This window comes from Nonomuraea insulae (assembly GCF_042656245.1).
Genome location: NZ_JBHSPA010000023.1, coordinates 173,123 through 195,787 on the forward strand (window position 1 = coordinate 173,123; position 22,665 = coordinate 195,787).

Genomic DNA, 22,665 nt, shown 5'->3' on the forward strand with positions numbered 1-22,665 from the left:
GATCGGGGAAGCGCGCCTCCTCCCGTGGTTCAGTGGGGTGTGCGGCCGAGGTGGCGCAGGGCGCGGGCGGCCGGGGTGCCGGCGTCGGCGGTGAGGAAGACGACCTGCTGGTCGTCGTCGGGGACGATGAGGACGTCGCAGTTGACGCGGAGCGGGCCCGCCTCCGGATGCTGGAGCACCTTCTTACGGTGCCCAGGCGCGTGCACCGGGTTCGTCTCCCAGATCCGGGCGAACTCCTCGCTCCCGGCCCGCAGTTCGGCCAGCAGTCCGGCGACGGCCTCGTCACGGGGGTAGCGTTCGGCGGCGCGGCGCAGGCGGGAGACCACGATGCGCCCGAACTCCTCGGCGCTCGGCCCCTCGTACAGGCGGTAGGAGCCCAGGAAGCGGCGGCGGGCCAGGTTCGGCTCGGCTCTGAGGTCCCGGCCGAGGAGGGCGTCGGCGAGCGGGTTCCAGGCGATGACGTCGTAGCCGGCGTCGGTGACGATGGCGGCCGTGTCGGGGATGCGGTGCAGCAGTTCGGCCACGTGGGGACGGACCCGGCGTACGGGGCCCGGCGGCGGGGTCGGGTCGGCGCCGGCGAGCTGGAACAGGTGGGTGCGCTCGACCAGGGTGAGCCGGAGCGCGCCGGTGAGGGCGTCGAGGATGCGCGGCGACGGGCGCGGGCCGCGCGCCTGTTCGAGGCGGGCGTAGTAGTCGACGGACATGTGGGCCAGGTCGGCCACCTCCTCCCTGCGCAGGCCGGGGGTGCGGCGGCGCCGGTCGGCAGGCAGCCCGACGTCGCCTGGGCGCAGGCCCTCCCGTCGTTCGCGCAGGTAACGGGCCAGTTCCTGCCTCGCCACGCGTGCCTCCTTCTCCGCTGACAGGGATCGGCTGTCCCTGGCTACGGGCGTGCCGCCGCGGAATCGTCATCGCTATGAACGACTTCGCGACACCGAAGGATTCCATCGCCCTGGTCACGGGCGCCAACAAGGGCATTGGCAAGGAGATAGCGCGGCAACTCGCCGACGCCGGACTGACCGTGTACGTCGGCTCGCGCGACGCCGGTCGGGGAGAGGCGGCCGCCGCGGAGCTCGGCGGCCGGCCGCTGGTCCTCGACGTCACCGACGAGCGGAGCATCGCCGAGGCCGCGCGGCAGGTCGGCAGCCTGGACATCCTGGTCAACAACGCCGGGATCATGGTGGACGGCGCCAATCCGGCCGAGGCCGGCGTGGAGAGCTTCCGGCGTACGTACGAGACGAACGTCTTCGGGGTCCTGGCGGTCACCAACGCGTTCCTGCCGGCGCTGCGCCGCTCCCTCAGGCCCAGGATCGTGAACGTCTCCAGCGGCACCGCGTCGTTGACCTGGAGCTCCGACCCGGAGCGTGAGTTCGCCCTCGCGGGGGGCTCGGGCGCCGCCTACCGCTCGTCCAAGGCGGCGCTCAACGCCGTGACGCTCTACTACGCCCAGACGCTGGCGGCCGACGGGTTCAAGGTGAACGCCCTGGCTCCCGGGCTGCGCAGGACCGGCCTCAACGAGCGGGCCGCCACCAGCGACGGCGACCCGGCCGAGGCGGCGCGGGGCGCGGTCCGGCTGGCCTTCCTCCCGGACGACGGTCCCACCGGCCGCTTCTTCTCCTGGGACGGAACGGACGTGCCGTGGTAGCCGCCGGCGACCGGTGATCGCGCCGATGCCGGACGGGCGGGGATCGGGAGAGCATCGGTGCCGACCCCCGGAAGGAGAACGCCTCGGCCGGTCGGAGGAGGCCGTACGGTCCTCGCTGGAGCGGCCATAGGGGCCGTCTGCGGCGTGGCACCGTTCCCGGTCGGCGCGGATTCCTCACAATGGGAGACTGTCCGGTCACGGTGTGCGAAGGGGACTTATGCGGTCCATCACGGGAATCGCGGCGGTGGCCGTCCTGGCGACCACCGCAGGGGCCGGGGTGGCGCGGGCGGACACCTCGCCGCCGTGGAGGAAGCTCACGTCCTTCTGGGTCACGCCGGAGGCGCCCCATCAGAACGACGTCATCCGGGTGCTCCTCCACTGCCCCGTCGAGGCCAACCACGCGATCGTCGGCTCCACCGCGTTCACCCTGAAGGGCTCCTGGCGCCTCTACCGTGAGGTGGGGGTGGGTCTGTCCGACCGGGGTTTCGGCAGGCGAGGGGTGATCATCTCCCGCTACGCGCCGCCCGGGGACCACGAGGTGCACATGAAGTGCGTCAAGGTGACGATCGACAAGGCGAGCGGGTTCAGGAAGGTCAAGGTGCTCAGCCGCAGGTGGGCTCCGCTGCTGGTACGCGAGTTCCGCATCCGGCAGTACTTCTGAGGCGGCTCATCGCTCGGCCAGGCTCTTGACCCAGATGGACACGCTCTGCATGAGGACGTCCAGTTCCCTGCGCAGTTCGGCGTTCTCCGCGCGCAGCGACGACAACTCGGCCCGTTCCTGATCGGTGAGGCCCTTTGCAGGCTCCGGGGCGTTCGCACGGAAGGCGTTCTCCCAGGGGCCGAGCCGCTCGTACCCGATCGCCATCGCCCGGGTCGCCCGTGCGAACGGCTGGGTCGCCTCGGAGGGCAGGTACTCGGCGGCGCGCTCGGGTGCCATCTGCGGGACAGGCTCGGGGAAGGCGGGCTCGGGAGGACGTTGCGCGATCGGTTCGGGGGCGGGCCGGACCGCGGCGGGTTCCGGGGCGCGCTGGGGCTTGGGGAGGATCAGGGTCACCAGCGCGGCCACCAGCGCGACACCGCAGCCGATCACCAGCGCCGTACGGAACCCGGACTCCGACGGCAGGGCGCGACCGCCCATCGACACGGTCATCTGCGCCAGCACGACACCGACGACGGCGGCCGAGGTGGAGGTGCCGATGGAGCGCATCAAGGTGTTGAAGCTGTTCGCGGAGGCCGTCTCGCTCTGGGGCACCGCGCCCATGATCAGCGCGGGCATCGCCCCGTAGGCCAGTCCGACCCCGATGTTGCCGATGCAACTGGCGATCATCAGGCCCCAGGCCCAGTCCATGAGCCCCAGCGAGGCCCCGTACCCGATGGCGATGATCAACGCCCCGAGGAACAGGCTGGTCTTGGGCCCGCGGGCGGCCGACAGCCGGGCGCCGAGCGAGGAGACGGCCATCATCATCAGCCCGGAGGGAGCCAGCCACAACCCGGCGGCCAGCATCGACTGGCCCAGGCCGTACCCGGTGGCCGCGGGCAGTTGCAGGATCTGCATGACGACCAGGGACTGGGCGTACATGGAGAAGCCGACGAGGATCGAGGCCAGGTTGGTGAAGAGGACCTGGGGGCGGGCGGTGACGCGGAGGTCCACGAGGGGGTCGCGGACGCGGAGTTCGTACAGGGCCCACAGGAGCAGAACCACGACGGCGGCGCCGAGCAGGCCGAGCGTGGTGCCGCTGCCCCAGCCCCAGTCGGCGCCCTTGGACACGCCCAGAAGCAGGCACACCAGCGCCGCGCCCAGGCCGATCGCCCCGAGGAAGTCCAACCGGCCCCTGGCGTTCCCTGGCGTGGCGGGGACCAGCGTCCAGATCAGCACGGCGACCAGCACGCTCAGCGCGGCCGAGCCCCAGAAGAGCATCCGCCAGTCCGCGTACTCGGCGACCGCCGCCGAGATCGGCAACCCGAGCGCGCCGCCGATGCCCATGGAGGAGCTCATCAGCGCGATCGCGGGGCCGACGCGCTGGGGCGGCAGCAGGTCGCGCAGCGCGCTCACGCCGAGGGGGATCATGCCCACGCCCAGTCCTTGCAGGCCACGGCCGGCGATCATCGGGATCAGCGAGCACACCACCGAGCCCCCGATGAGCGGCACCGAGCAGACGAGCATCATGCGGCGCTTGCCGTACATGTCGCCGAGTTTGCCGATCACCGGGGTGGCGACCGCGCCTACCAGGAGCGTCGCGGTGATCACCCAGGAGGTGTTGGCCGCGCTGGCATCGAGCAGCCGGGGCAGTTCGCCGACCAGCGGCACCACCAAGGTCTGCATGAGCCGCCTCCACGACGAACGCGAACGCAACATCCGCGGTCTTGAGCGCGTCATGACGGACTGGAGCGAGGAGGACTCCGCCGCGTTCGCCGCCTGCCTCCGACGCTTCAACGCCGCCGTCGAAGCCCTTTCCTAGGGACGGGGCCAGGGCCGCCCTTCGAGCCGCTCGATGTCGGAGTTGAACCGCCTCAGGTACGCCGCGAAGACGGCCGTCTCCTCGGGCGTCCAGCCGGCCAGCACCTTCTCCAGGCCGTGCAGGTTCCGCTCCCGCTCGCTCTCCAGCCGCCGCTCACCCTCCGCCGTCACGCGGAACTTCCTCGCGATCCCGCCGTCGGGGTCGGGGATGCGCTCGAGCAGCCCGGCGCGCATCATGGCGGAGGTCTGCCGGTTGAGTGTGGAGGGATCGAGCCTGAACGCCTCGCTGAGCTGCCCGATCGACATCGGGCCGTCCAACCGCAGGCGACTGAGCAGGATGTAGGCGCTGCGGTCCAGCCGTCGCTCCCCCCGGGCGCCGGTCGTGTCGCGCAGGCGCCCGAGCAGCATCGTTTCGTACTCGATCAGGTGCGTGGACTCGTCCATGACCGGTCTCGTTTCCTCTCCGCACGTCGGCCCACGAAGAAGACGCATCCTACAGGGAGTCACCGGGCGGGACGGAGCCCGTCGAGGACGAGACGGACCACCGCGTGCGCTCCCGCCTCCCAGTCGGGCTGGTCGTGCGAGGTGCAGACGCCGCCCATGGCACGGAAGACCGTCTCTGGTGCGACGTCCGCCCGGATGTCCCCCGCCTCGGCCCCGGCCGCCATGATCGTGGCGACCGCGTCCATCATGGCCGCGCGGGCCTGGGCGAAGATCTCGGATCGGGTGGTCGTCAGGCTCTCCAGCACACTGGCCATGCCCGCACTGGCCGCCGCATGGGCGATCAACTGCCCGAGGAACGCGCCGAGCGCGTCATAGGGCGCGTGGGCGGACAGCAGGCGCGGCGCGGTGGCGCACAGATCCTCCACCCGCCGGCGGTAGACGGCCTCGACGAGCGCCTCGCGGGTGGCGAAATGGCGGTAGAACGTGCCCACGCCGACCCCGGCCCGGCCGGCGATCTCCTCGATGCGGATGCCCACCTCACCGGCCTCGAACGCCTTCAGCGCCGCCGCCAGGAGGGCCGCGCGGCTGCGCTGCGCGTGCGCCCGCAACGGCCGCTCGCTCTCCGCCATCGTGCCCCCCTCTGTCCGTCGGACCCACGATATCGGAATATGATTCCGCTATGATGCCGGAATGTGATTCCGGTTTCTCCCCGACACCCGTGAAGGCGGACCTGATGCAGCACACGACGTTCGGCCGGCGTACCGGCCTGCGGGTCTCCGAGTACGCGCTCGGCACCTCGAACTTCGCCACCACCCGCGCGAGCGGCGCGGCCCGCGAGCAGTTCAGGGCGATCTTCGACACCTTCGCCGAGGCCGGCGGCACCTTCCTGGACAGCGCGGACGCCTACCAGGGCGGCGAGGCGGAGAGCGCGCTGGGCGAACTGCTGGCCGGGAAGCGCGACCACTTCGTCCTGGCCACGAAATACACCCGCGGCGTGACGCGTACGGGGACCAGCGGGACCGGCAACAGCCGCAAGACGATGATCAGCTCACTGGAGGCGAGCCTGAAGCGCCTCGGCACCGACTACGTGGACCTCTACTGGGCCCACCTGCCCGACACCGTCACCCCCGTGGACGAGATCGTCGCCGCCTTCGACGACCTGGTCCGCTCGGGGAAGATCCTGCACGGCGGACTGTCCAACTTCCCCGCCTGGCGGGTGGCCACCGCCGCCACCCTCGCCGACCTGCGTGACCGGGCGCCGATCATCGGCATCCAGGTCGAGTACAGCCTCGCCGAGCGCACCGCCGACCGCGAACTGCTGCCCATGGCGGAGGCGTTCGGCCTCGGCGCCGCCCTGTACGCCCCGCTGGCCGGTGGCCTGCTGACCGGCAAGTACCGCCACAGTGACGAGGGGCGTCTGAGCAGGCTGGGCGCCGGAGTGCGTACCGAGGACGACGACCGCACGACCGCGATCATGGACACCGTGCTCGCCATCGCCGGCGAGACCGGGGCCACCCCCACCCAGGTCTCCGTCGCCTGGTTGCGCGCCCACGCCGCCCGTTCTGCGACCGCCCTAATCCCCGTCATCGGCCCGCGTACCCTGGCCCAGCTCCGCGAATACCTCGACGCCCGCGAACTCGCCCTCACCGAGGAGCACTATCGGCGTCTGGAGCGCGTCAGCGCGGTCCCCCTCGGCACCCCGCACGAGACCGTCGCGGCGACGCTCCCCGTGATACTCGGCGGCGAGGCTCGCACCCTGGCCCGCCACCCCGTCCCGGTGATCTGACCGGGCGAGAACCAGGTGTCACACCGGAGGGCGGAGCAGGTCGAGAAGGTGCTCGCGGAGTTCCCTGGGCCCCAGGTCGGTCAGGGCGAGCACGCCGTCATCGCCGTCCGTCTCGGGCACGGCCAGCACCACCCGCCCCCGGGGGGCGTAGATCGTCCACCGCCTCTCCTCGATCTCGTCCGACGAGCTGAGGCGATGGTGGCTGATCTGGGTGATGGCCAGGGCCTCGGCGAAGATGTCCTGGCCGACGCCGCGCGCGATGTCGGTGAGCGGAACCCGCCGCAGCCCGCTCTCCTGCCGCTTCCCGGCGCCGCCGTCGGGGTCGCAGAACTCCGCGAACCGGTCCGCCAGCCGCTCGATCGGCCCGACGGCCAGGCCGTGCAGCCCGCTCTCGTTGACGTTCTCCTCCACCGCCACCGGCCCGGGGCCGATGTAGAAGACGCGGGCCTGCCTGCTCTCGGCCAGGACCCGCTCCGCCATCACGATGTGCCGCGGCGTACGACGGGCGGCGAGCAGGTCCTGCAGGTCGTCGGACAGGAGCAGCGCGAGGTCGTCGTCGTCGTGGCCGGTCGGCTCGGGACGGGCGATGCCGCGCGCGACCAGGCTGCGCAGGGCAACCATGCAGGCGGTGTCCCTGGCGGCCGGGTCCTGGGAGTCGTACCAGGGGCGGGGGGCGATCTGGTCGGTCTCAGGACCGTCGAGCACGGTGAGCTCTTCGTCGGTCAGGGCGATCACGGGCACGTACGCGGTCCGCGCGCGTTCGAGTAAGGATTCCACGGTCATCTCGCAGGGTGTGCGAGGGACCGGGCGAACCGTGGCCGGCCGCCGGCGGCCGCTTCCATGTTGTCCGGCACTCCGCCCAGAAAGCCCATGCGCAGCAGCCTCTCCGAATGACCACTTTCACTCTGGAGCGTCATGATAGCTGAATGATCATGACAAATCCCGAGAAAGTTGCTGCCACACGTGTGGCGCTAACCATCCCGACCGGCGGTGGAGCCGCCGGTGACGAACCGGGTGGTGGCCCAGCAGGCGTAGAGCAGGGGCGCGGCCAGGACGAGCAGGCCGACCACCGGCTTGACCAGGACCACCCCCACGGCCAGGGCGAGCACGACGAGGATGGCCGCGGACAGGTACCAGCGGCGGGCCACCAGGAAGAGGCAGGGCAGCAGCCGGGTGCCGGGAGGTGCCGCCAGCAGGGCGAAGGCCACCGAGACGACCAGCGCCACCGCCGTGCAGAAGAACGGGACCAGCGCCGGGCCCCACGCCGTACGCGAGACGACCACCGCGTCCAGCACCAGCACGCTCACGGCGACGGCGCCCGCCGCCCAGACCGTCAGGGCGCGCCCGGCCCCGCGCCGGTAGGCGCCCCAGAACGCGCGCAGCACCTGCGTGGAGCCGTTCCCCAGCGCCTCGAAGCAGCCGAACGCGCCCGCCAGCGCCGGCCCGCACACCAGGGACAACACGGCGAAGAACGGCCACGAGGCCGACGGGTCCCGCACGATCGCCAGTGCCGCCAGCAGCGGCGAGCAGGCGACGGCGAGCAGCACGTTCGTCATGAGGCCGACGTAGACGGTGTCGAACACCCTCTCGTAGGTCCCCTGGCTCGCCGGCTTGAGGATGTTCATCCCTTGAGTCCGCTCGTCGCGATGCCGCGGATGAAGTATCGCTGCCCGAACAGGAACATGACCAGGATCGGCAGCACCGACAACACCGCGCCCGTCATGATCATGGCGTACTCCGCGTCGTACTGGCCGACGAACGAGCGCAGGCCGAGCTGGACGGTCCACAACTCGTTGCTCGTCAGGTAGATGAACGGCCCCATGTAGTCGTTCCAGGTGTTGACGAACGTGAGCAGGGCCAGGCTGGCCAGCGCCGGTTTGGACAGCGGCAGCACGATGCGCCAGTAGATGCCGTACTCGCTGAGCCCGTCGATCCGCGCGGCCTCGCACAGGTCGTCGGGGATCGACATGTAGTACTGCCGCATGAGGAACACACCGAACGCGCCGAACGCCTGGAGCAGGATGATCGACCAGTACGTGTCCGTCAGCTCCGCCCGCTGCATCATGATGTACTGCGGCACCATGTACGCCTGCCACGGCACCGCGATGGTCGCGATGTAGCCCAGGAACAACGCGTCCCTGCCGGGAAAGCGCACCTTGGAGAACCCGTACGCGGCGAAGCTGCCGGTCAGCACCTGCAGCAGGGTGATCGCGGTGGACAGGAACGCGGAGTTGCCCAGGTAGGTCAGCAGCGGGATGCGGTCCCAGATCTCCACGAAGTTGGACCAGCGCAACTCCTCCGGGATCCACTGGATCGGCACCGTGAAGACCTGGTTGTTCTGTTTCAGCGACGAGGACACCATCCACGCGAACGGCACCAGCACCAGCACCGTCACCACGATCAGCCCCGCGTACGCCACCACGGCGCGGAGCCACCGGCGCGGCGCGGCCCCGGCGCGCGGGCGGACGACGGCGTCGGGCGGTGCGGTCATGAGGCGCTCCTGCGCTCGTTGAGACGGAACTGGACGACGGTCACCGTGAGCACGATGAGGAACAACACCAGGGCGATCGCCGAGGAGTAGCCGAACTGCCCCTCCTTGATGCCCTCGCGGTAGACGAGCTGGGCGAGCACCAGCGTGCTGCGCCCCGGGCCGCCGTCGGTCATGACCACGATCAGGTCCAGCACCTTGAAGCTCTGGATCGTCAGCATGACCACGACGAAGAACGTGGTGGGCCGCAGGCACGGCAGCGTGATGCTCCAGAACCGCTGCCAGGCCCCGGCCCCGTCCACGGTCGCCGCCTCGTAGTACTCGCGGGGGATCGTCTGCAGGCCCGCCAGGTAGAGCACCATGTAGTAGCCCATGTCCCGCCACACGCTGGTGATGATCACCGCGGGCATCGCCCAGTCGGTGCTCGCCACCCACCGCGGCGGGTCCGCGACGCCGAGCGCCTCCAGGACCTGGTTGATGGGTCCCGCGGTCGGGTTGAACAACATGTTCCACACGACCGCGACGGCCACCAGTGAGGTGATGTACGGGAAGAACGCCGCCGTGCGGAAGAACTGCACGCCGCGGATCTTCCTGTTGAGCACGATCGCCAGGGTGAGCGCGGCGACGAGCGTCAGCGGGATGTGGCCGACCGCGTAGAACAGCGTGTTTTGGAGCGCGACGTGGAAGTTCTCGTCGTCGAGCAGCCGCACGAAGTTGTCCAGGCCGACCCATTCCGGCGTGCTGTAGGAGTCCCACTCCAGGAACGCCAGGGCGAACGCCGCCAGCATCGGCACGAGGGTGAACAGGGCGAATCCGACGAAGTTCGGGAGGATGAAGCTCCACCCGACGAGGATGCCGCGCCAGGCGCGTCGGCGGCGGGGCGGGGTGGCCGGCATCGGTGGCGTCATAGCCTGAGTCATGGTGTCTCCGGGGACGCCCTAGTTGAGAACTTCGTTCTTCACGCGCTCGTTCATCGACTTGATGCCGTCGGCCACCGACTTGTCGCCGACCATGATCAGTTCGTGCTCCTCGTTGAGGATCGTGTCGATGTCCGAGGTGTGCTCGCTGACCGGCATCTCCAGCACGACCTTGTCGGGCTCGAACGCCTTCTTGGACTGCTCGTCGGCGGGCATGCCCTTGAGCGCGAAGTAGGCGTCGGTGATCTCCGGGCTCTGCAGCGCCGGCACCACGCCGATCTTGGTGATCGCCTCCGCGCCGGTCCTGCTCGCGGCGAACTGCACGAACTTCTTGGCCGCGTCGGCGTGCTGGGCCCGCTTGTTGACGGCGAACGCGGTCGGCGAGCCGAACGTCGTCGTCCCGGTGGCCCCGGCCCGTTGCGGCATGGGTGCCAGGCCCCACTCGACGTCGGTGGTGCCCTTCGTCTTGGCCTCCAGGATGCCCGAGATGTACCAGGTGCCCATAGGCATCAGGGCGGTCTTGCCACTCTCGAACATGGTCCGGTAGTCGGCCTGCTGCGACTTGGCGGTGCCGAAGTCGACGACGGCGCCGGCGTCCTGCAGCCCCTTGGCGATGTTGTACTGGTCGGTGAAGAAGGTGTAGTCGCCGCCGAGCTGGTCGCCGCCGGTCTGCGCCGCGGCGATGGCCTGCACGACCGAGCGCCAGGTGTGGTGGTAGGCGCCGTAGACCTTCTCGCCGCCGTCGCCCTTCGTGAGCTGCTTGGCGATCTTGGCGTACTCGTCCCAGGTCAGGGGGTCGGGCAGCTTGACGCCGGCCTTGTCGAGCAGCGTCTTGTTGTAGTAGAGCAGCCAGAAGTCCTGCCGGTACGGGATCGCGAAATACTTGTTGCCGACGTTGAACGCGTCCAGGCCCGCGAGCTTGGTGGTGTCGGTCGACTTGACCAGGTCGGTGAGGTCGACGAGCTGGCCCCGGCTGGAGTAGCGCGAGTAGTCCGTGACGTTCTTCATCGTGATCACGTCGGTCTTGTCGCCGCCGGCGAGCATCGTCGTGACCTTCTCCGGATAGTCGTCCGCGAGGATGTCCACCGGCTTGACGGTGATGTTCGGGTTGGCCTGCTGGAAGGCGTCGAAGAGCGCCTTGAACTCGGGCGTCTTGGCCAGGTTCCAGACAGTGACGCTCAGGGTGATCTTGCCGTCGGCGCTCTCCGGCTCGTCGGAGCCGCAGGCCGCCAGGCCGAGCGAGAGCGCGGTCACGAGACTCAGGCCTTGAACGACCCGCCGTACCTTTCCTGAGGTGATCATTGATCTGGTGTCCTCTCCGTCACAGGGGGGTTGGTCAGGCGCTGACGGCGAACTCGTCCGGCGTGACGGCCGTGCGCGGCGGCCGGCCGGACAGGTGGCGTTCGAGTTCGTCGAGGGCGCTCTCGCTCATCCGCCAGGTCTCGTTGCCGAGAGAGCCGGCGATGTGGGGGGTGATCATGACGTTGGGCAGGTCGTACAACACCGAGTGGGCCGGGAGGGGTTCGGGGTCGGTGACGTCGAGAATGGCGTCGATCCGTCCGGAGGCGCACTCGTGCTCCAGCGCGGCGGTGTCCAGCACGGCCCCGCGCGCGGTGTTGATGACGGTCGTGCCGTCGCGCAGCAGTGCCAGCTCCGCCGCGCCGATGAGGTGGTGGGTGGCGGGGAGCGAGGGGACGTGCAGGGTGAGCACGTCGCAGCGCTCCAGCAGCTCGGCCAGCGCGACCAGTTCGCCGCCCGCCGCGCGTACCTCGTCCTGGCCGGCGTACGGGTCCGCGACCAGGACCTCCGTCTCCAGTCCGCGCAGCCGCTCGACGACCCGGCGGCCCACCCGCGAGAAGCCGACGACGCCGACCGTGCGGCCCCGGTTGGACAACTCGCCCCGGCGCTCCACGTAGGACCAGTCGTCGCGGTGCGTACGCGCGTCCTGGGCCAGGAACGGCGCCTTCTTCCCGGCGAAGATGATCGCGGCGAGCGTGAACTCGGCCACCGGGATCGCGTTGGCGTCGGCGGCGCTGGTCACGAGGATCCCCCGCCGCCACACCTCGTCGGTGACGAACGGGCGCACCGTGCCCGCGCAGTGGAAGATCGCCCGCAGCCGGGGCGCGTCCGCCAGCCGCTCGGCGGTCAGCGGCGGGCAGCCCCACGACGTCAGCAGCACCTCGGCCTCGCCCAGCCGCCGGCGCGCGGCGGGGGTGTCCAGGTCGTCGATCCTGATCGGATCGGCGAGCTCGACGAGAGCACGCAACCGGCCGAGCTGCCGCTGCCCGAACTGCACGCGGAACGTGGCCGCGTCCATGACCAGCAGAGCCGGCGGGCGTCGTACCGTCAACCTGGTCCTCCTTGGCTTGGGAAGCGCTTTCCGTGCGCGCCTGTTTCGATCGGCGCACGATCACGTTCGTTCATCTGTGATCGGTCAGCGTTGCATCGGAGTTAAGCGTGAGCACATCGGCTCCGTCAAGAGGCAATGGATCGCATTGATCAGCAATGCTCGCCTTAGATCACAACTGGTCAACGAAAGGGCCTGGTGCTTGACGTGCCCTGGTGCCGGTGTAAGCATCGCGTGAATCGATGGTTACGTAAACATGGGGCAGCCGCATGACTGACGAGCTCTCGCCGTACACCGGGTGGACGAGGCGGCACTGGGCGGAGCTCGCCGACCGTCTTCTGCTGTCCGCGCGCGGCCACGCCTCCCCAGGTCACGCGCGGATCTCCTTCCCTGGGCGGCCCGGCGGCTACGGGTCCGACGTGGACGGCCTTGAGGGCTTCGCCCGTACGTTCCTGGCCGCGGGTTTCCGGGTGGCGGGCGAGAACGGCGACGACCCGCTGGGCCTCATGGACTGGTACGCCAAGGGCCTGGCCACCGGGACGGACCCGAACTCGCCGGAACGCTGGGTCCGGCTCGACGAACACGGCCAGGCCAAGGTCGAGGCCGCCTCGATCGCCCTGATCCTGCACCTGACCAGGCCCTGGTTGTGGGACCGGCTCGACCCCGTCGTCCAGGAGCAGATCATCGGCTACCTCGCGCCGGCCGTCGGCTCCGACTACCCGCCGATCAACTGGGTCTGGTTCCAGATCGTCGTCGAGCAGTTCCTGGCCTCCGTGGGCGGCCCGTACGAGCCCGGCGACATCGCCGCCGGCCTGGCCCTGACGGACGGCTTCGCCAGGGAGAACGGCTGGTACGCCGACGGCTCGGAACGCGCCTACGACCACTACGCCGGCTGGGCGCTGCAGTTCTACCCGCTGATCTGGACCGAGATGGCCGCCGGCGACCCGGAGGCCGACGCGCGGCGACCGGTCTACCTGCGGCGGCTGGAGCAGTACCTCCAGGACGCCGTCCACCTCGTCGGCGGCGACGGCTCACCGCTCATCCAGGGTCGCAGCCTCACCTACCGCTTCGCCGCCGCCGTCCCGTTCTGGCTCGGGGCCCGCTCGGGCCTGACCAGCCCGTCGCCCGGCCTGCTGCGCCGCGCGGCCTCGGGGATCATGCGCCACTTCGCTGACCACGGGGCGCCGGACGAGGACGGGCTGCTGTCGCTGGGCTGGCATGGGGAGTGGCGGCCGATCGCTCAGTCGTACTCGGGGCCGGGCTCGCCGTACTGGGCCGCCAAGGGCTTCCTGGGCCTGACCCTGCCCGCGGACCACCCGGTGTGGACCGCCGCCGAGGAGCCCCTGCCGGTCGAGCGCGGCGACTACCAGCGGGTCATCGCCGCCCCCGGCTGGCTGGTCAGCGGCACGCGCGCCGACGGCGTGGTGCGGGTGATCAACCACGGCACCGACCACTCCGTTCCCGGCTCGAACCTGACCGACTCCCCGCTCTACGCCCGCCTGGCGTACTCGACCGCCACCTCCCCCCTCCTCGCGGGCCCGCACGCCGACCAGCCCCTGGACCAGTCGGTCGTCCTGCTCGACGCGGACGGCTCCCCCAGCCACAGGACCGGCTTCGACACGATCTCCCTTGAGCGCCTCCCCACGGGCACGGTGACCGGCGCGTCACGGTGGCGGGCGCACTGGGTCGAGCCCGGCCCCGAAGCTCCCGACCACGGCTCCGGCCGCTCCGGCCGGGTGCGGCTGGGCCCGTGGGTGTCCGTGCTCTCCATCGTGCGCGGCCCCTGGGAGGTCCGGCTGGTCCGGCTCACGGACGGGGACGAGCGGGGACGGCTCCGCACGGACGGGGATGAGCGGGGACGGCTCCGCGTCGGCGGCTGGCCGGTGCCCGCGGGCGCGGCCTGTTCCCTCGTACGGGGACTGGACGTGACCGGGACGGTCTCGGCCGAGGACGCCTCGCCTCTCGCGCCGTGGACGGACGTGCCGTGGTGCGCCACGAGCACGGCGGCGCGCGAGGACATCTGGTACGAGACGGCGCTCTACCTCGGCCCCAAGGACCCGGCCGAGCCCCCCGTCGTGACGTGGGACGACCCGTCGTCCGGCCGCGTCACCTGGCCGGACGGAACCACCGACACCTTCGACGCCCCGCCTCCCGGGGGCATGACGACGAGCGGCCCGGCGCCCCTTCCTGGGTCATGACGACGAGCCGCGCACGATGAGCTGAGGGCCGACCACCACGCGGTGCACCGGCCGTCGCGGGTCACGCAGCCGCTCGATCAGCAGCGCGAACGCGGCCCGCCCGATGTCGGCCTTGAACGGGCGGATCGCGGTCAGCGGCGGGTCGCACATCTCGGCCACCTCGTCGTCGTAGGTCACCACGGCCAGATCCCTGGGCACGCGGATGCCGCGGTCCTGGCAACGTTCCACCAGCGAGATCGCCTCCGGGTCCGAGTGCACGAGCAGGGCCCGCGTCCCCGTGGCCACGCACGTGTCGAGCATCTCGTCCAGCGCCCGCGCCCAGTCAGGATCGCGCCGATCGACCGTCCGCGCCTGCGGCGTGCCCTCCGTCTCCAGGCCCAGCTCCTCACACGCCTGCCGCCACCCGGCCCGCACGTGCGGCGCCGTGGGACTGCTGATCGTCGTCATGAGCCCCACCCGCCGATGCCCCAGCACCGCCAGATGCCGTACGGCCATCGCCGCGCCCAGGGCGTGATCGCTCACGACGGACTCCATGGCCTCCCGGTACGGCCCCACGGCCGCCGCCCGCTCGATCAGCACCACGGGCAGCCCGGCCTCGTGCAACCACCGGACCAGCTCCTCCCCCTCGCCGCCCTCGGTCGTGGGCGTGACCAGCAGCCCGTCCACGCCCACCGAGTCCACGAGCGAGGCGAGCTGCCTGCGCTCGTCGGCCACCTGGTAGGTGGCCCCCCGCAACACCACCCGGACCCCCGCCGCCGCGGCCGACTCCCGCACGCCACGGATCACGTCGGGGTAGTAGTAGTCGAGCGACGGCACCACCATTCCCACGGTCAGCCCCGTGCTCTCGGCGCGACCCCGCTCCGCGAGCGCCGCCCGGTCCCGCGCCGGCTGCTCCGCGAGCGCGGCCCCGCCGCGAACCCGCCGCACGACCCCTTCCTCGGCCAGCAGCCCGATGTCGCGCCGGATGGTGATCGCGGACACCGCCAGCTCGGAGGCCAGATCGTGCACCCGCATGATCCCGCGCCGCCGCAACAGCTCCACCATCCGGGTGCGGCGCTCGTCGGGCAACGGCCCCGGCGCATCCGGGTTGCCCGGCGTGAGCACGCCTCCGGCTTGATCGTCGTCTCGAACGGCCCCGTTGCTCATAGACGGCCATAGTAGCGATCGAAACTGATCAAAGGTGAATCAATGACCAGAGCTATCACGCACGGCGGTAGACGGACACGTGGGAACGCGACTCGGCGGTGAACTCGGCCCCGGCCCAGTCGGCCTGCCTGCTCTCCAGCTCGAACCCGGCCAGCTGGGCCATCAGATCGAGCTCGGCGGGCCAGATGTAGCGGTGCGGGCTGCGGAACACCCTGGCCCGGCCGCTCTCGTCGTACCTGAAGTGGTGGGACACCACCTGCTGCCGCAGCACGTCGTAGGTGTCCAGGCCGACATAGCCGGGCTCGCTGGAGAAGACCACCGCCTGCTGCCCCGGCGGGAGTTTGCGCAGCTCTGGCACCCACAGCTCGATCACGAACCGCCCGCCGGGCTCGAGGTGACGTGCGGCGTTACGGAAGCAGGCCACCTGCTCGGCCTGCGTGAGCAGGTTGGAGATGGTGTTGAAGACGAGATAGACGAGCGTGTACGGGCCAGGGGCCTCGGCGGTCGCCATGTCGCCGACGACGACGGGGATCGCCGCCTCGTCCGCCTTCGTCCGCAGCTGGTCGATCATCGCGGTGGACAGTTCGATCCCGGTGACGGGCACTCCTCGCCCGGCCAGCGGCACCGCCACGCGGCCCGTCCCGATGGCGAACTCGAGCGCCCGCCCGCCGCCCGCGAGCGCGGCGAGCCGGTCCACGGCCGGGTCCAGCACCTCGGCCGCGAACATACCGGTGCCGGGCGTGTCATAGCTCTGGGCGGCCTCGACGCCCCAGATGTCCTGCTGTCGCATGCCGCCCACGATGGCCGCAGGCGTGGCGGGTTGTCCAACGAATTGTCGGGCCTCAGCGCCGGATCAGCTCGGCGAGCACCGCCGCCGAGCTGATCTCGGCCGCCTTGGTGGAGGTGAGCAGGGTGAGCGCCCCATCGGCGGCGAGCTCGCGCAGGTGCGACACGGCCTGCGCCCGCTCGGGATAGGCCAGCTCGTTGCGGTAGCGGCGGGAGAACTCCTCGAAGCGGTCGGGGTCATGGTGGTACCAGGTGCGCAGTTCCGCCGAGGGCGCGACCTGCTTGCACCATTCGTCGAGGTTGAGGTCGGCCTTCTCGATCCCGCGCGGCCACAGACGGTCGACCAGCACCCTGGTGCCGTCCTCAGCCGTCGGCTCCTCGTAGACCCGGCGCACCCGGATCCGGTTGTCACCTGCCATGGCTGCCTCCTCAAGCTCAATCATGCCCCGCTTTCCCAAGGTCAGTCGGGGAGCCCGCCCTGCCGGCCATTTTAGGGTCCGCAGAGTCCCTTATTGCATCTTCAGGGTTCTCTATGTAAGGTCCTAAACGTCTCTTAATAAGGGACCGCAACCTCCCGGCGACAGGACCTGACATGGAAGATCTCCGTACCGGCGTCAACCGCGGCGCCACCTACGGCCTGTTCGGCGCGCCCGAGCCGTTCATGCACCACCTACGGGCCCTCGGCGGCCGGTTCGTCCGCGTCAACCTCTTCTGGTCCCAGATCGAGCCGGAGCCGGGCAGGTTCGACTGGCGCGTGGTGGACGCCCTGCTCGACCAGCTCCAGGACGGCGACGAGGTCTGGGTGACCGTGTGCGCCTCCTCGCCGTGGGCCACCCGGCGGGCGACCCGGTTCCTCCCGGCGTCACCGGCCAAGGACCCCGCCGCGTACGCCCGGTTCGTCGGCGAGCTGGTCCGCCACGCCTGCGGCCTGGTCCGCTTCTGGCAGTGCGAGATCGAGCCGAACATCCCGATGTTGTGGTCGGGCGACCCGGACGACTACCTGGCCCACCTGCGCGTCTTCCACCAGGCGGTCAAGCGGGCCGACCCGGGAGCGCTCGTCGCCCTCGGCGCCGCCGTGCCCGGCGCGATGACCGCCGACAACGCCCGGTGGACGGTGTACTTCGATCGTGTCCTGGCCGGCGCGGGCGACTGGTTCGACGTGTTCGACCTGCATCCGTACGGGGACCCGTACCAGATCCCGGCTTTGGTCGAGGCGTGCCGCCGGCAGATGGGCGCGCACGGGTACGACAGGCCGATCGCCGCCAGCGAGTTCAACGGCCCGATGCCCACCGCCTTCCCCGCCAACCTCCCCTACCTGCGTGAGGCGCTGACCGTGCACCGCGAGCAGTTCCTCGGCGAGACGCCGATCCCCGAGGAGGGGGTGCTCGAAAGCCGGGCCCAGCCCGCCGTGACCGCGCTCTACGAGCGGATGGAAGAGCTTCCGCGGACGTTGCGGATGTTCCTGGACGGCTGCTCCCCCGAGCTGGAGGCCAGACGGTTCAGGATGACCGGGAGCGACATCGTGACGCGCACGATGCTCCTGCTGGCGGCCAGCGTACGCAGGACGGCCGTCTTCCAGCTCGCGCCCGAGTCGCCGTACGAGGGCAGCCGGCACACGGTCAGGACGCTGATGTTCGGCACGTTCGCCCTCATGGACTCGGCCGGCGTCCCGCACCCGACCGCCACCACCGTCGAGCTGCTCTCGCACCACCTCCGTGACGTGACAGAGGTCCGCAGGCTGCACGTGACGGGAAGCCCTGGCATCTACCTCTTCGGCCTCCAGCCAGAGCCGCGGCTCGTCGCCTGGCGGCGCGCCGACGACGACGAGCCGCCCGTGCCCTTCGACTGGCCGTGGCCGCTGCCCACCGCGCGCGCCGTGGACGCCTTCGGCGCCGACGTGCCGGTCAAGGTCGCCGACGGCCGCCTCCACCTGTCCCTGTCCTCCACACCCGCCCTCGTCACCCCGGGGAACCACCGATGAACAAGTCCACCCTGCTCAAGACCCTGATCCCAGACGTCCTGCTGCCCGTCGCCATCTACTACCTCTGCCGCAGGTTCGGCCTGGACGAGGAGCCCTCGCTGCTGCTGGGCGCGGCGGCGGCCCTCGTCCGCGTGCTGCTCGCGGCCGTCGTGGCGCGCCGGTTCAACGGCCTGGCCGCCCTGGTCTGCGCCGGTTTCGTGGTGGGGGTGCTGCTGGCCCTCCTCACCGGCGACCCGCGGTTCCTGCTGGCCAAGGAATCGGTCCTGTCGGGGCTGCTCGGCCTGCTCCTGCTCGGCTCCTGCTTCATGGGCACACCCCTGATGTACGTCCTCATGCGCCGCCTGACCGCCGACAACCCCGGCAAGCTGGCCGAATGGGAGCAGCTGTGGCAGTCGGCGCCCCGCTTCCGCAAGGTGTTCCAGACACTGACCCTCGTCTGGGGCGCGGGCCTGCTCGCCGAGTCGCTCATCAGGATCCCGCTGATCTACGAACTGCCGCTCGACGTGATGGCGGCCCTGTCCACGGTGCTGCAACTCGCCACGTTCGCGCTGCTCATCGGCTGGTCCCTGCTCTACCGCCGCCTGCGGGCGGCCGCCTGACCGTCAGGACCAGGTGCCGGCCTCGGCGTAGATGGCCGCGGCGATCCCGGCCGACTGAGCGGCGATCCGCTCCGGCGGCGAGGGCCGGCCGTTCTTCAGCCACCACGTGATCGACTGGACGAACACCGCCGCCACCAGCGTGGGCGCGAGCCCGTCCCGTACGGCGGGGTCGGTGAAGTGCCGGGAGGCCATGTCCGCCAGAGCGGCGCGCATGCGCTCGGCGAACCAGGGGCTGGCGAGCAGGGCGCCGTAGAGGCGGTGGTAGGCGGAGATGTGCTCCCAGAACGCGATCCAGCGCTCCCTGACCGGCCGCTCGACCTCGGACATCGTCCCGGTGAGGTCGGCCATGGCCTCGTCGAAGATCAGCTCCACCAGCTGGTACTTGTCCCGGTAGTTGCGGTAGAAGGCCGCCCTGCTGACCATCGCCCGCTCAGTGATCTCTCCCACCGTCAGCCGCTCGAAGCCGCGTTCCTCGACGAGTTCGATCAACGCCTCGCGCAGGAGCTTGCGCGTACGCCGGACCCTCAGATCGCCATCCTGGGCGGACATTCTCCGCTTCCTGTCTCGTTGGGGACACGCTGCCCGAATTGCCGCTTGCGTTCGAGACAGCCTGTCTCGAACGGTAGAAGGTGTCAACCAACTCAGCTCAAGAGGATGCGATATGCGCATTGTGCGAGTACGTGCGTTCGGGCCGCCCGAGGTCCTGCGCGTGGAGGAGAGCGAGACACCGAGGCCCGGGGCCGGACAGGTACGGGTGGCGGTCGAGGTCGCGGGGGTGGGCTTCGGCGAGACGATCGTCCGCTCCGGCCGTTACCCGCTGCCGCTGCCGTACGAGCCGGGCATCGAGGTCGGCGGCCGGGTCGTGGAACTCGGCGCCGGGGCGGATCCCACGCTCATGGGGCGGCGGGTGGTGGCCACCACGCTCGGCAATGCGGGCGGCTACGCCGAATCGGCCCTCGCCGAGGCCGGGTTCGCCTTCGCCGTCCCGGACGAGCTGTCACTCGACCAGGCGATCACGGTCTTCCAGACCGGCGCCGTCTCTCTGGGGATGTTGTCGGCGATGCGGGTGAGAGCCGGCGAGACCGTCCTGGTCACGGCCGCCGCCGGGCGCATCGGAACCGTGCTCGTGCAACTCGCCAGGGCGGCCGGAGCACGGGTGATCGGCGCGGTCGGCTCCGCGGACAAGGCCGCGATCGTCCGGGAACTCGGAGCCTCGTTCGTGGCCGACTACGGCAGCCCCGGCTGGAGCGAGCAGGTGAGGAAGGCCACCGAAGGCCGGGGCGTGGACGTCGCCCTCGACGCCATCGGCGGAACCGTCGGCGCGCAGACCCTCGAAGCCGCCGCCGACGGCCACGGACGCATCGGCCTGTACGGCTACGCCTCAGGAACCTGGACCCCCCTCGACACCCCCACGGTCGTACGCCGGGGCCTGACCGTGAGCGGCCCGCTGTCGGCCACCTTCGCCAAACCCCTCGACGAGCAGCGCGCCGACGCCGAGGAGGCCCTGCGGGCGGCGGCCAAGGGCGTCGTCCGCACCCTGGTCCACGCCACGCTCCCGCTCGCGGACGCGGCCAGGGCGCACGCCGTCCTGGAGTCTCGCGAGAGCGTAGGTGCGGTCCTACTCAAACCCTGACAACGTCCAGGTCAGGAGAAGGAAGGGCGCCGCGCGGCGCGGCTGAGAACTTTGCCCGAGTATGCCATCGTGGCTGACTCCAGCAGCGCCCCCCGGGGGCCGCCGCCCGGCCGTCATGGCGGGCCGGCGTGCCGCGCATCACGCTTGTGGTCGGGTTGTGGTCCGGCCCCCGGATCACCCATGGGACGGGCGCGAGCACCACCCACACGCCACGGGGCGCGCCCGCGCCCGATCCATGAGGAAGGCTGGCCAGCGCAGCCATGACCGGCACGCCGAAGACCCCGACCATTTCCACCCGAGACAAGCACGACAAGCGCCAGGCGGCCCGGCTGAGCGTCACGAAGATCGCCGGTAGCGGCCTCGCGGCGATCACCGCCGCGGTCGCGGCCTCCTACCTGGGGGTGGCGGGCACGGTCATCGGCGCGGCCGTGATGAGCGTGGCCACCACCGTGGGCACCGACGTCTACACCCACTATCTGCGGCGCACGGGAAACAAGGTCAGGCAGCACACCACGACCGTCCGCCGCAGGCGCCCGGCCGACCCTGAACCGCCCGCAGGGCCGTCGCGCCGGCTCGGCTGGATCCGGGCGGGCGCGGCCGTGGCGCTGGTGCTCACGATCGGCTTCGGCGGCGTGCTGATCTTCCAGGTCCTCGCCGGGCGGACGGCCGAGGACCGGGCGGAGGCCACGAAGGCCGAGCCAAGGAAAAGGCACGGCGCCAAGGTCCGGCGCGACGAGCCGGCCGAACACCAGCGGGTCCGCTCGGACGTGCCGCCGCCGTCCCGTCCGCGGCCGGCCTCCCCGTCGCCCACACCGTCTCCGTCCGGTAAGCCGGCCGCTCCGGCCCCGGCCCTGAGCGGCACGGCGTCCATCGTGCCCGCACCCACGCCGACCCCGCCCGCGACCACCACCCCCGAACCGCCGCCGGCCACCGTGACGCCCTCCGAACAGCCGACCGCACCGGCCTCCCCGCTGCCGGAAACCTCCCGATGGGAGGACGGCTGAGGGCGCCCCAGAAAATCTTGAAAAGTTTTTCCCGGTGATTGTCGAATCGGGGTCGTCCCGTTCGCAGCGTACGCAGGAAGCCGGAACACACCGGCCCCGCAGACGTGAGGACGAGGACCATGACCGAGCAGCTCACCCACTCCGCCACCCTCCCGGCCATCCGCGTACGCCCACTGCTGACGGCCGGTGTCGTCGCGGGCCCGCTGTACGTGGTGGTCGCGCTGGCCCAGGCGTTCACCCGGGAGGGCTTCGACCTGACCCGCCACTCCTGGAGCCTGCTGGCCAACGGTGACCTGGGCTGGATCCAGAGCGCCAACTTCGTCGTCACCGCCCTGGCGACCATCGCTTGCGCCGCCGGGCTCCGCCGCGCCCTGTCCCCCGGCCGGTGGGCGTCGCGGCTGGTGGGCGCGTTCGGCGTCAGCATGATCGGCGCCGCGATCTTCCCCGCCGACCCGGCGATGGGTTTCCCCGCCGGGACCCCGGAAGGGCCGGGCGTGATCACCATGTCCGGGATCGGGCATCTGGCCGTCGGCGCCGTCGGGTTCCTGTGCATGGTCGCGGCCTGCTACGTCGTCGCCTCCCGCTTCTCTCGCGAGGGCCGTAGGGGCTGGGCCGTCTACTCCCGCGTCACTTGCACCCTGTTCCTGGGCAGTTTCGTGGGCATCGCGAGCGGCGGCGGGGCCGCCTGGACCACCATCGCGTTCGTCGTCGGCATCCTGGCGATCTGGACCTGGCTCTCGCTACTGTCGCTCAACCTCTCCCGCAACGCCGCGTAACCCACCGTACCCACCGTTTCCCTACAGGAGGACATCATGCGTTACCTGGTCACTCTCAAAGTCGCCGCCCAGCCCGAGGGCCCGCCGCCCGCGGACCTCATGGAGGCCATCTTCAAGCTCGGCCAGCAGGCCACCGAGGCAGGCGCACTGCTCGACAACAGCGGCCTGGCGCCCAGCTCGGAAGGGGCCAGGGTCGAGGTCTCCGGTGGCCGGCTGAGCGTCACCGACGGGCCGTTCGCCGAGGCCAAGGAACTGATCAGCTACGCGCTCTACGAGGTCAAGAGCAAGGAGGAGGCCGTGGAGTGGGCCTCCCGCTTCGTCAAGCTGCACCGTGACCTCTGGCCCGGATGGGAGGGCGAGGCGGACGTCCTGCGGCTGTTCGGCCCCGAGGACTTCGCCTAAAGCATCACGGTCGCGGGACGCGTGCCGCGTCCCGCGACCGCATGCTGTATCCAGGACG

25 protein-coding genes are annotated in these 22,665 nt (G+C 71.0%); 11 read left to right on the forward strand and 14 right to left on the reverse strand.

The features are described 5' to 3' along the window. Positions 1 to 29: 29 nt before the first annotated feature. Positions 30 to 839: a helix-turn-helix transcriptional regulator gene (locus ACFPZ3_RS18440; RefSeq protein ID WP_379515360.1), complete on the reverse strand. Its 810-nt coding sequence runs from the start codon at positions 837 to 839 to the stop codon at positions 30 to 32. Positions 840 to 913: 74 nt separating this feature from the next. On the opposite strand from ACFPZ3_RS18440, the gene ACFPZ3_RS18445 reads away from it, so the two are divergent. Together ACFPZ3_RS18445 and ACFPZ3_RS18450 are read left to right on the forward strand one after the other, a co-directional pair. Then, positions 914 to 1,642 (forward strand): SDR family NAD(P)-dependent oxidoreductase, encoded by a 729-nt coding sequence (locus ACFPZ3_RS18445; protein WP_379515361.1) that lies wholly within the window; start codon positions 914 to 916, stop codon positions 1,640 to 1,642. A gap of 217 nt (positions 1,643 to 1,859) precedes the next feature. Beyond that, complete coding sequence (locus tag ACFPZ3_RS18450) at positions 1,860 to 2,303, forward strand: hypothetical protein (protein WP_379515362.1); 444 nt, start codon at positions 1,860 to 1,862, stop codon at positions 2,301 to 2,303. Between the two features lie 6 nt (positions 2,304 to 2,309). Here ACFPZ3_RS18450 and ACFPZ3_RS18455 read toward each other — a convergent pair whose 3' ends face one another. Then, positions 2,310 to 3,965 carry an MFS transporter gene (locus ACFPZ3_RS18455; RefSeq protein ID WP_379515363.1) on the reverse strand — a complete coding sequence of 552 codons (1,656 nt, stop codon included), beginning with the start codon at positions 3,963 to 3,965 and terminating at the stop codon, positions 2,310 to 2,312. On the opposite strand from ACFPZ3_RS18455, the gene ACFPZ3_RS18460 reads away from it, so the two are divergent. Continuing rightward, the gene (locus tag ACFPZ3_RS18460) at positions 3,964 to 4,101 is read left to right on the forward strand and encodes a hypothetical protein (protein WP_379515364.1); all 138 of its coding nucleotides are present in this window, start codon (positions 3,964 to 3,966) and stop codon (positions 4,099 to 4,101) included. The genes ACFPZ3_RS18455 and ACFPZ3_RS18460 overlap by 2 nt on opposite strands. On the opposite strand, the gene ACFPZ3_RS18465 is transcribed toward ACFPZ3_RS18460, so the two are convergent. Continuing rightward, a complete protein-coding gene (locus tag ACFPZ3_RS18465; protein WP_379515365.1) occupies positions 4,098 to 4,544 on the reverse strand; it encodes a MarR family winged helix-turn-helix transcriptional regulator in 447 nt (148 codons plus the stop codon). The two genes, ACFPZ3_RS18460 and ACFPZ3_RS18465, sit on opposite strands and share 4 nt — an antisense overlap. Positions 4,545 to 4,603: 59 nt before the next feature. Continuing rightward, the gene (locus tag ACFPZ3_RS18470) at positions 4,604 to 5,173 is read right to left on the reverse strand and encodes a TetR/AcrR family transcriptional regulator (protein WP_379515366.1); all 570 of its coding nucleotides are present in this window, start codon (positions 5,171 to 5,173) and stop codon (positions 4,604 to 4,606) included. 104 nt (positions 5,174 to 5,277) lie between these two features. Between ACFPZ3_RS18470 and ACFPZ3_RS18475 the strand changes: the two genes are divergently transcribed. Next, positions 5,278 to 6,330, forward strand: coding sequence for an aldo/keto reductase (locus ACFPZ3_RS18475; RefSeq protein WP_379515367.1), 1,053 nt, complete (start codon positions 5,278 to 5,280; stop codon positions 6,328 to 6,330). Between the two features lie 18 nt (positions 6,331 to 6,348). Here the strand turns inward: ACFPZ3_RS18475 and ACFPZ3_RS18480 are convergent, their stop codons facing one another. From ACFPZ3_RS18480 to ACFPZ3_RS18505, 6 genes are all read right to left on the reverse strand, one after another. Next, entirely contained in the window at positions 6,349 to 7,113 is a 765-nt protein-coding gene (locus ACFPZ3_RS18480; RefSeq protein WP_379515368.1) for a hypothetical protein, read from the reverse strand. A gap of 188 nt (positions 7,114 to 7,301) precedes the next feature. Further along, a complete protein-coding gene (locus ACFPZ3_RS18485) occupies positions 7,302 to 7,955 on the reverse strand; it encodes a hypothetical protein (RefSeq protein ID WP_379515369.1) in 654 nt (217 codons plus the stop codon). Then, positions 7,952 to 8,821 carry a carbohydrate ABC transporter permease gene (locus ACFPZ3_RS18490; protein ID WP_379515370.1) on the reverse strand — a complete coding sequence of 290 codons (870 nt, stop codon included), beginning with the start codon at positions 8,819 to 8,821 and terminating at the stop codon, positions 7,952 to 7,954. The genes ACFPZ3_RS18485 and ACFPZ3_RS18490 overlap by 4 nt, the downstream gene beginning before the upstream one ends. Continuing rightward, a complete protein-coding gene (locus ACFPZ3_RS18495; RefSeq protein ID WP_379515371.1) occupies positions 8,818 to 9,714 on the reverse strand; it encodes a carbohydrate ABC transporter permease in 897 nt (298 codons plus the stop codon). Before ACFPZ3_RS18495 ends, ACFPZ3_RS18490 begins: the two co-directional genes overlap by 4 nt. Before the next feature lie 42 nt (positions 9,715 to 9,756). Next, the gene (locus tag ACFPZ3_RS18500) at positions 9,757 to 11,037 is read right to left on the reverse strand and encodes an ABC transporter substrate-binding protein (protein WP_379515372.1); all 1,281 of its coding nucleotides are present in this window, start codon (positions 11,035 to 11,037) and stop codon (positions 9,757 to 9,759) included. A gap of 34 nt (positions 11,038 to 11,071) precedes the next feature. After that, a complete protein-coding gene (locus tag ACFPZ3_RS18505; RefSeq protein WP_379515373.1) occupies positions 11,072 to 12,085 on the reverse strand; it encodes a hydroxyacid dehydrogenase in 1,014 nt (337 codons plus the stop codon). A gap of 266 nt (positions 12,086 to 12,351) precedes the next feature. Here ACFPZ3_RS18505 and ACFPZ3_RS18510 point away from each other — a divergent pair, with 266 nt between their 5' ends. Further along, positions 12,352 to 14,280 (forward strand): DUF2264 domain-containing protein, encoded by a 1,929-nt coding sequence (locus ACFPZ3_RS18510; RefSeq protein ID WP_379515374.1) that lies wholly within the window; start codon positions 12,352 to 12,354, stop codon positions 14,278 to 14,280. Here ACFPZ3_RS18510 and ACFPZ3_RS18515 read toward each other — a convergent pair. Genes ACFPZ3_RS18515 through ACFPZ3_RS18525 form a run of 3 tightly spaced genes read right to left on the reverse strand, consistent with a single transcriptional unit; the run spans position 14,275 to position 16,631 of the window. Continuing rightward, positions 14,275 to 15,426 (reverse strand): substrate-binding domain-containing protein, encoded by a 1,152-nt coding sequence (locus ACFPZ3_RS18515; protein ID WP_379515375.1) that lies wholly within the window; start codon positions 15,424 to 15,426, stop codon positions 14,275 to 14,277. The genes ACFPZ3_RS18510 and ACFPZ3_RS18515 overlap by 6 nt on opposite strands. A 55-nt stretch (positions 15,427 to 15,481) precedes the next feature. Then, positions 15,482 to 16,216: a class I SAM-dependent methyltransferase gene (locus ACFPZ3_RS18520; protein WP_379515376.1), complete on the reverse strand. Its 735-nt coding sequence runs from the start codon at positions 16,214 to 16,216 to the stop codon at positions 15,482 to 15,484. Positions 16,217 to 16,268: 52 nt separating this feature from the next. After that, positions 16,269 to 16,631 carry a DUF488 domain-containing protein gene (locus tag ACFPZ3_RS18525; RefSeq protein WP_379515377.1) on the reverse strand — a complete coding sequence of 121 codons (363 nt, stop codon included), beginning with the start codon at positions 16,629 to 16,631 and terminating at the stop codon, positions 16,269 to 16,271. A 173-nt stretch (positions 16,632 to 16,804) separates the two neighbouring features. Here ACFPZ3_RS18525 and ACFPZ3_RS18530 point away from each other — a divergent pair, with 173 nt between their 5' ends. Then, positions 16,805 to 18,193, forward strand: coding sequence for a hypothetical protein (locus tag ACFPZ3_RS18530; RefSeq protein ID WP_379515378.1), 1,389 nt, complete (start codon positions 16,805 to 16,807; stop codon positions 18,191 to 18,193). After that, entirely contained in the window at positions 18,190 to 18,792 is a 603-nt protein-coding gene (locus tag ACFPZ3_RS18535; protein WP_379515379.1) for a VC0807 family protein, read from the forward strand. Before ACFPZ3_RS18530 ends, ACFPZ3_RS18535 begins: the two co-directional genes overlap by 4 nt. A 3-nt stretch (positions 18,793 to 18,795) precedes the next feature. On the opposite strand, the gene ACFPZ3_RS18540 is transcribed toward ACFPZ3_RS18535, so the two are convergent. Then, positions 18,796 to 19,341: a TetR/AcrR family transcriptional regulator gene (locus tag ACFPZ3_RS18540; RefSeq protein WP_379515380.1), complete on the reverse strand. Its 546-nt coding sequence runs from the start codon at positions 19,339 to 19,341 to the stop codon at positions 18,796 to 18,798. Positions 19,342 to 19,453: 112 nt separating this feature from the next. On the opposite strand from ACFPZ3_RS18540, the gene ACFPZ3_RS18545 reads away from it, so the two are divergent. From ACFPZ3_RS18545 to ACFPZ3_RS18560, 4 genes are all read left to right on the forward strand, one after another. Continuing rightward, on the forward strand, positions 19,454 to 20,425 hold the full coding sequence (locus ACFPZ3_RS18545; RefSeq protein ID WP_379515381.1) for a zinc-binding dehydrogenase: 972 nt from the start codon (positions 19,454 to 19,456) through the stop codon (positions 20,423 to 20,425). A gap of 260 nt (positions 20,426 to 20,685) precedes the next feature. Then, entirely contained in the window at positions 20,686 to 21,429 is a 744-nt protein-coding gene (locus ACFPZ3_RS18550) for a hypothetical protein (RefSeq protein ID WP_379515382.1), read from the forward strand. A gap of 119 nt (positions 21,430 to 21,548) precedes the next feature. Beyond that, positions 21,549 to 22,205, forward strand: a complete 657-nt coding sequence (locus ACFPZ3_RS18555) for a DUF998 domain-containing protein (protein ID WP_379515383.1) — start codon at positions 21,549 to 21,551, stop codon at positions 22,203 to 22,205. A 36-nt stretch (positions 22,206 to 22,241) separates the two neighbouring features. Then, entirely contained in the window at positions 22,242 to 22,607 is a 366-nt protein-coding gene (locus ACFPZ3_RS18560; RefSeq protein WP_379515384.1) for a YciI family protein, read from the forward strand. The last annotated feature ends 58 nt before the right edge of the window (positions 22,608 to 22,665 follow it).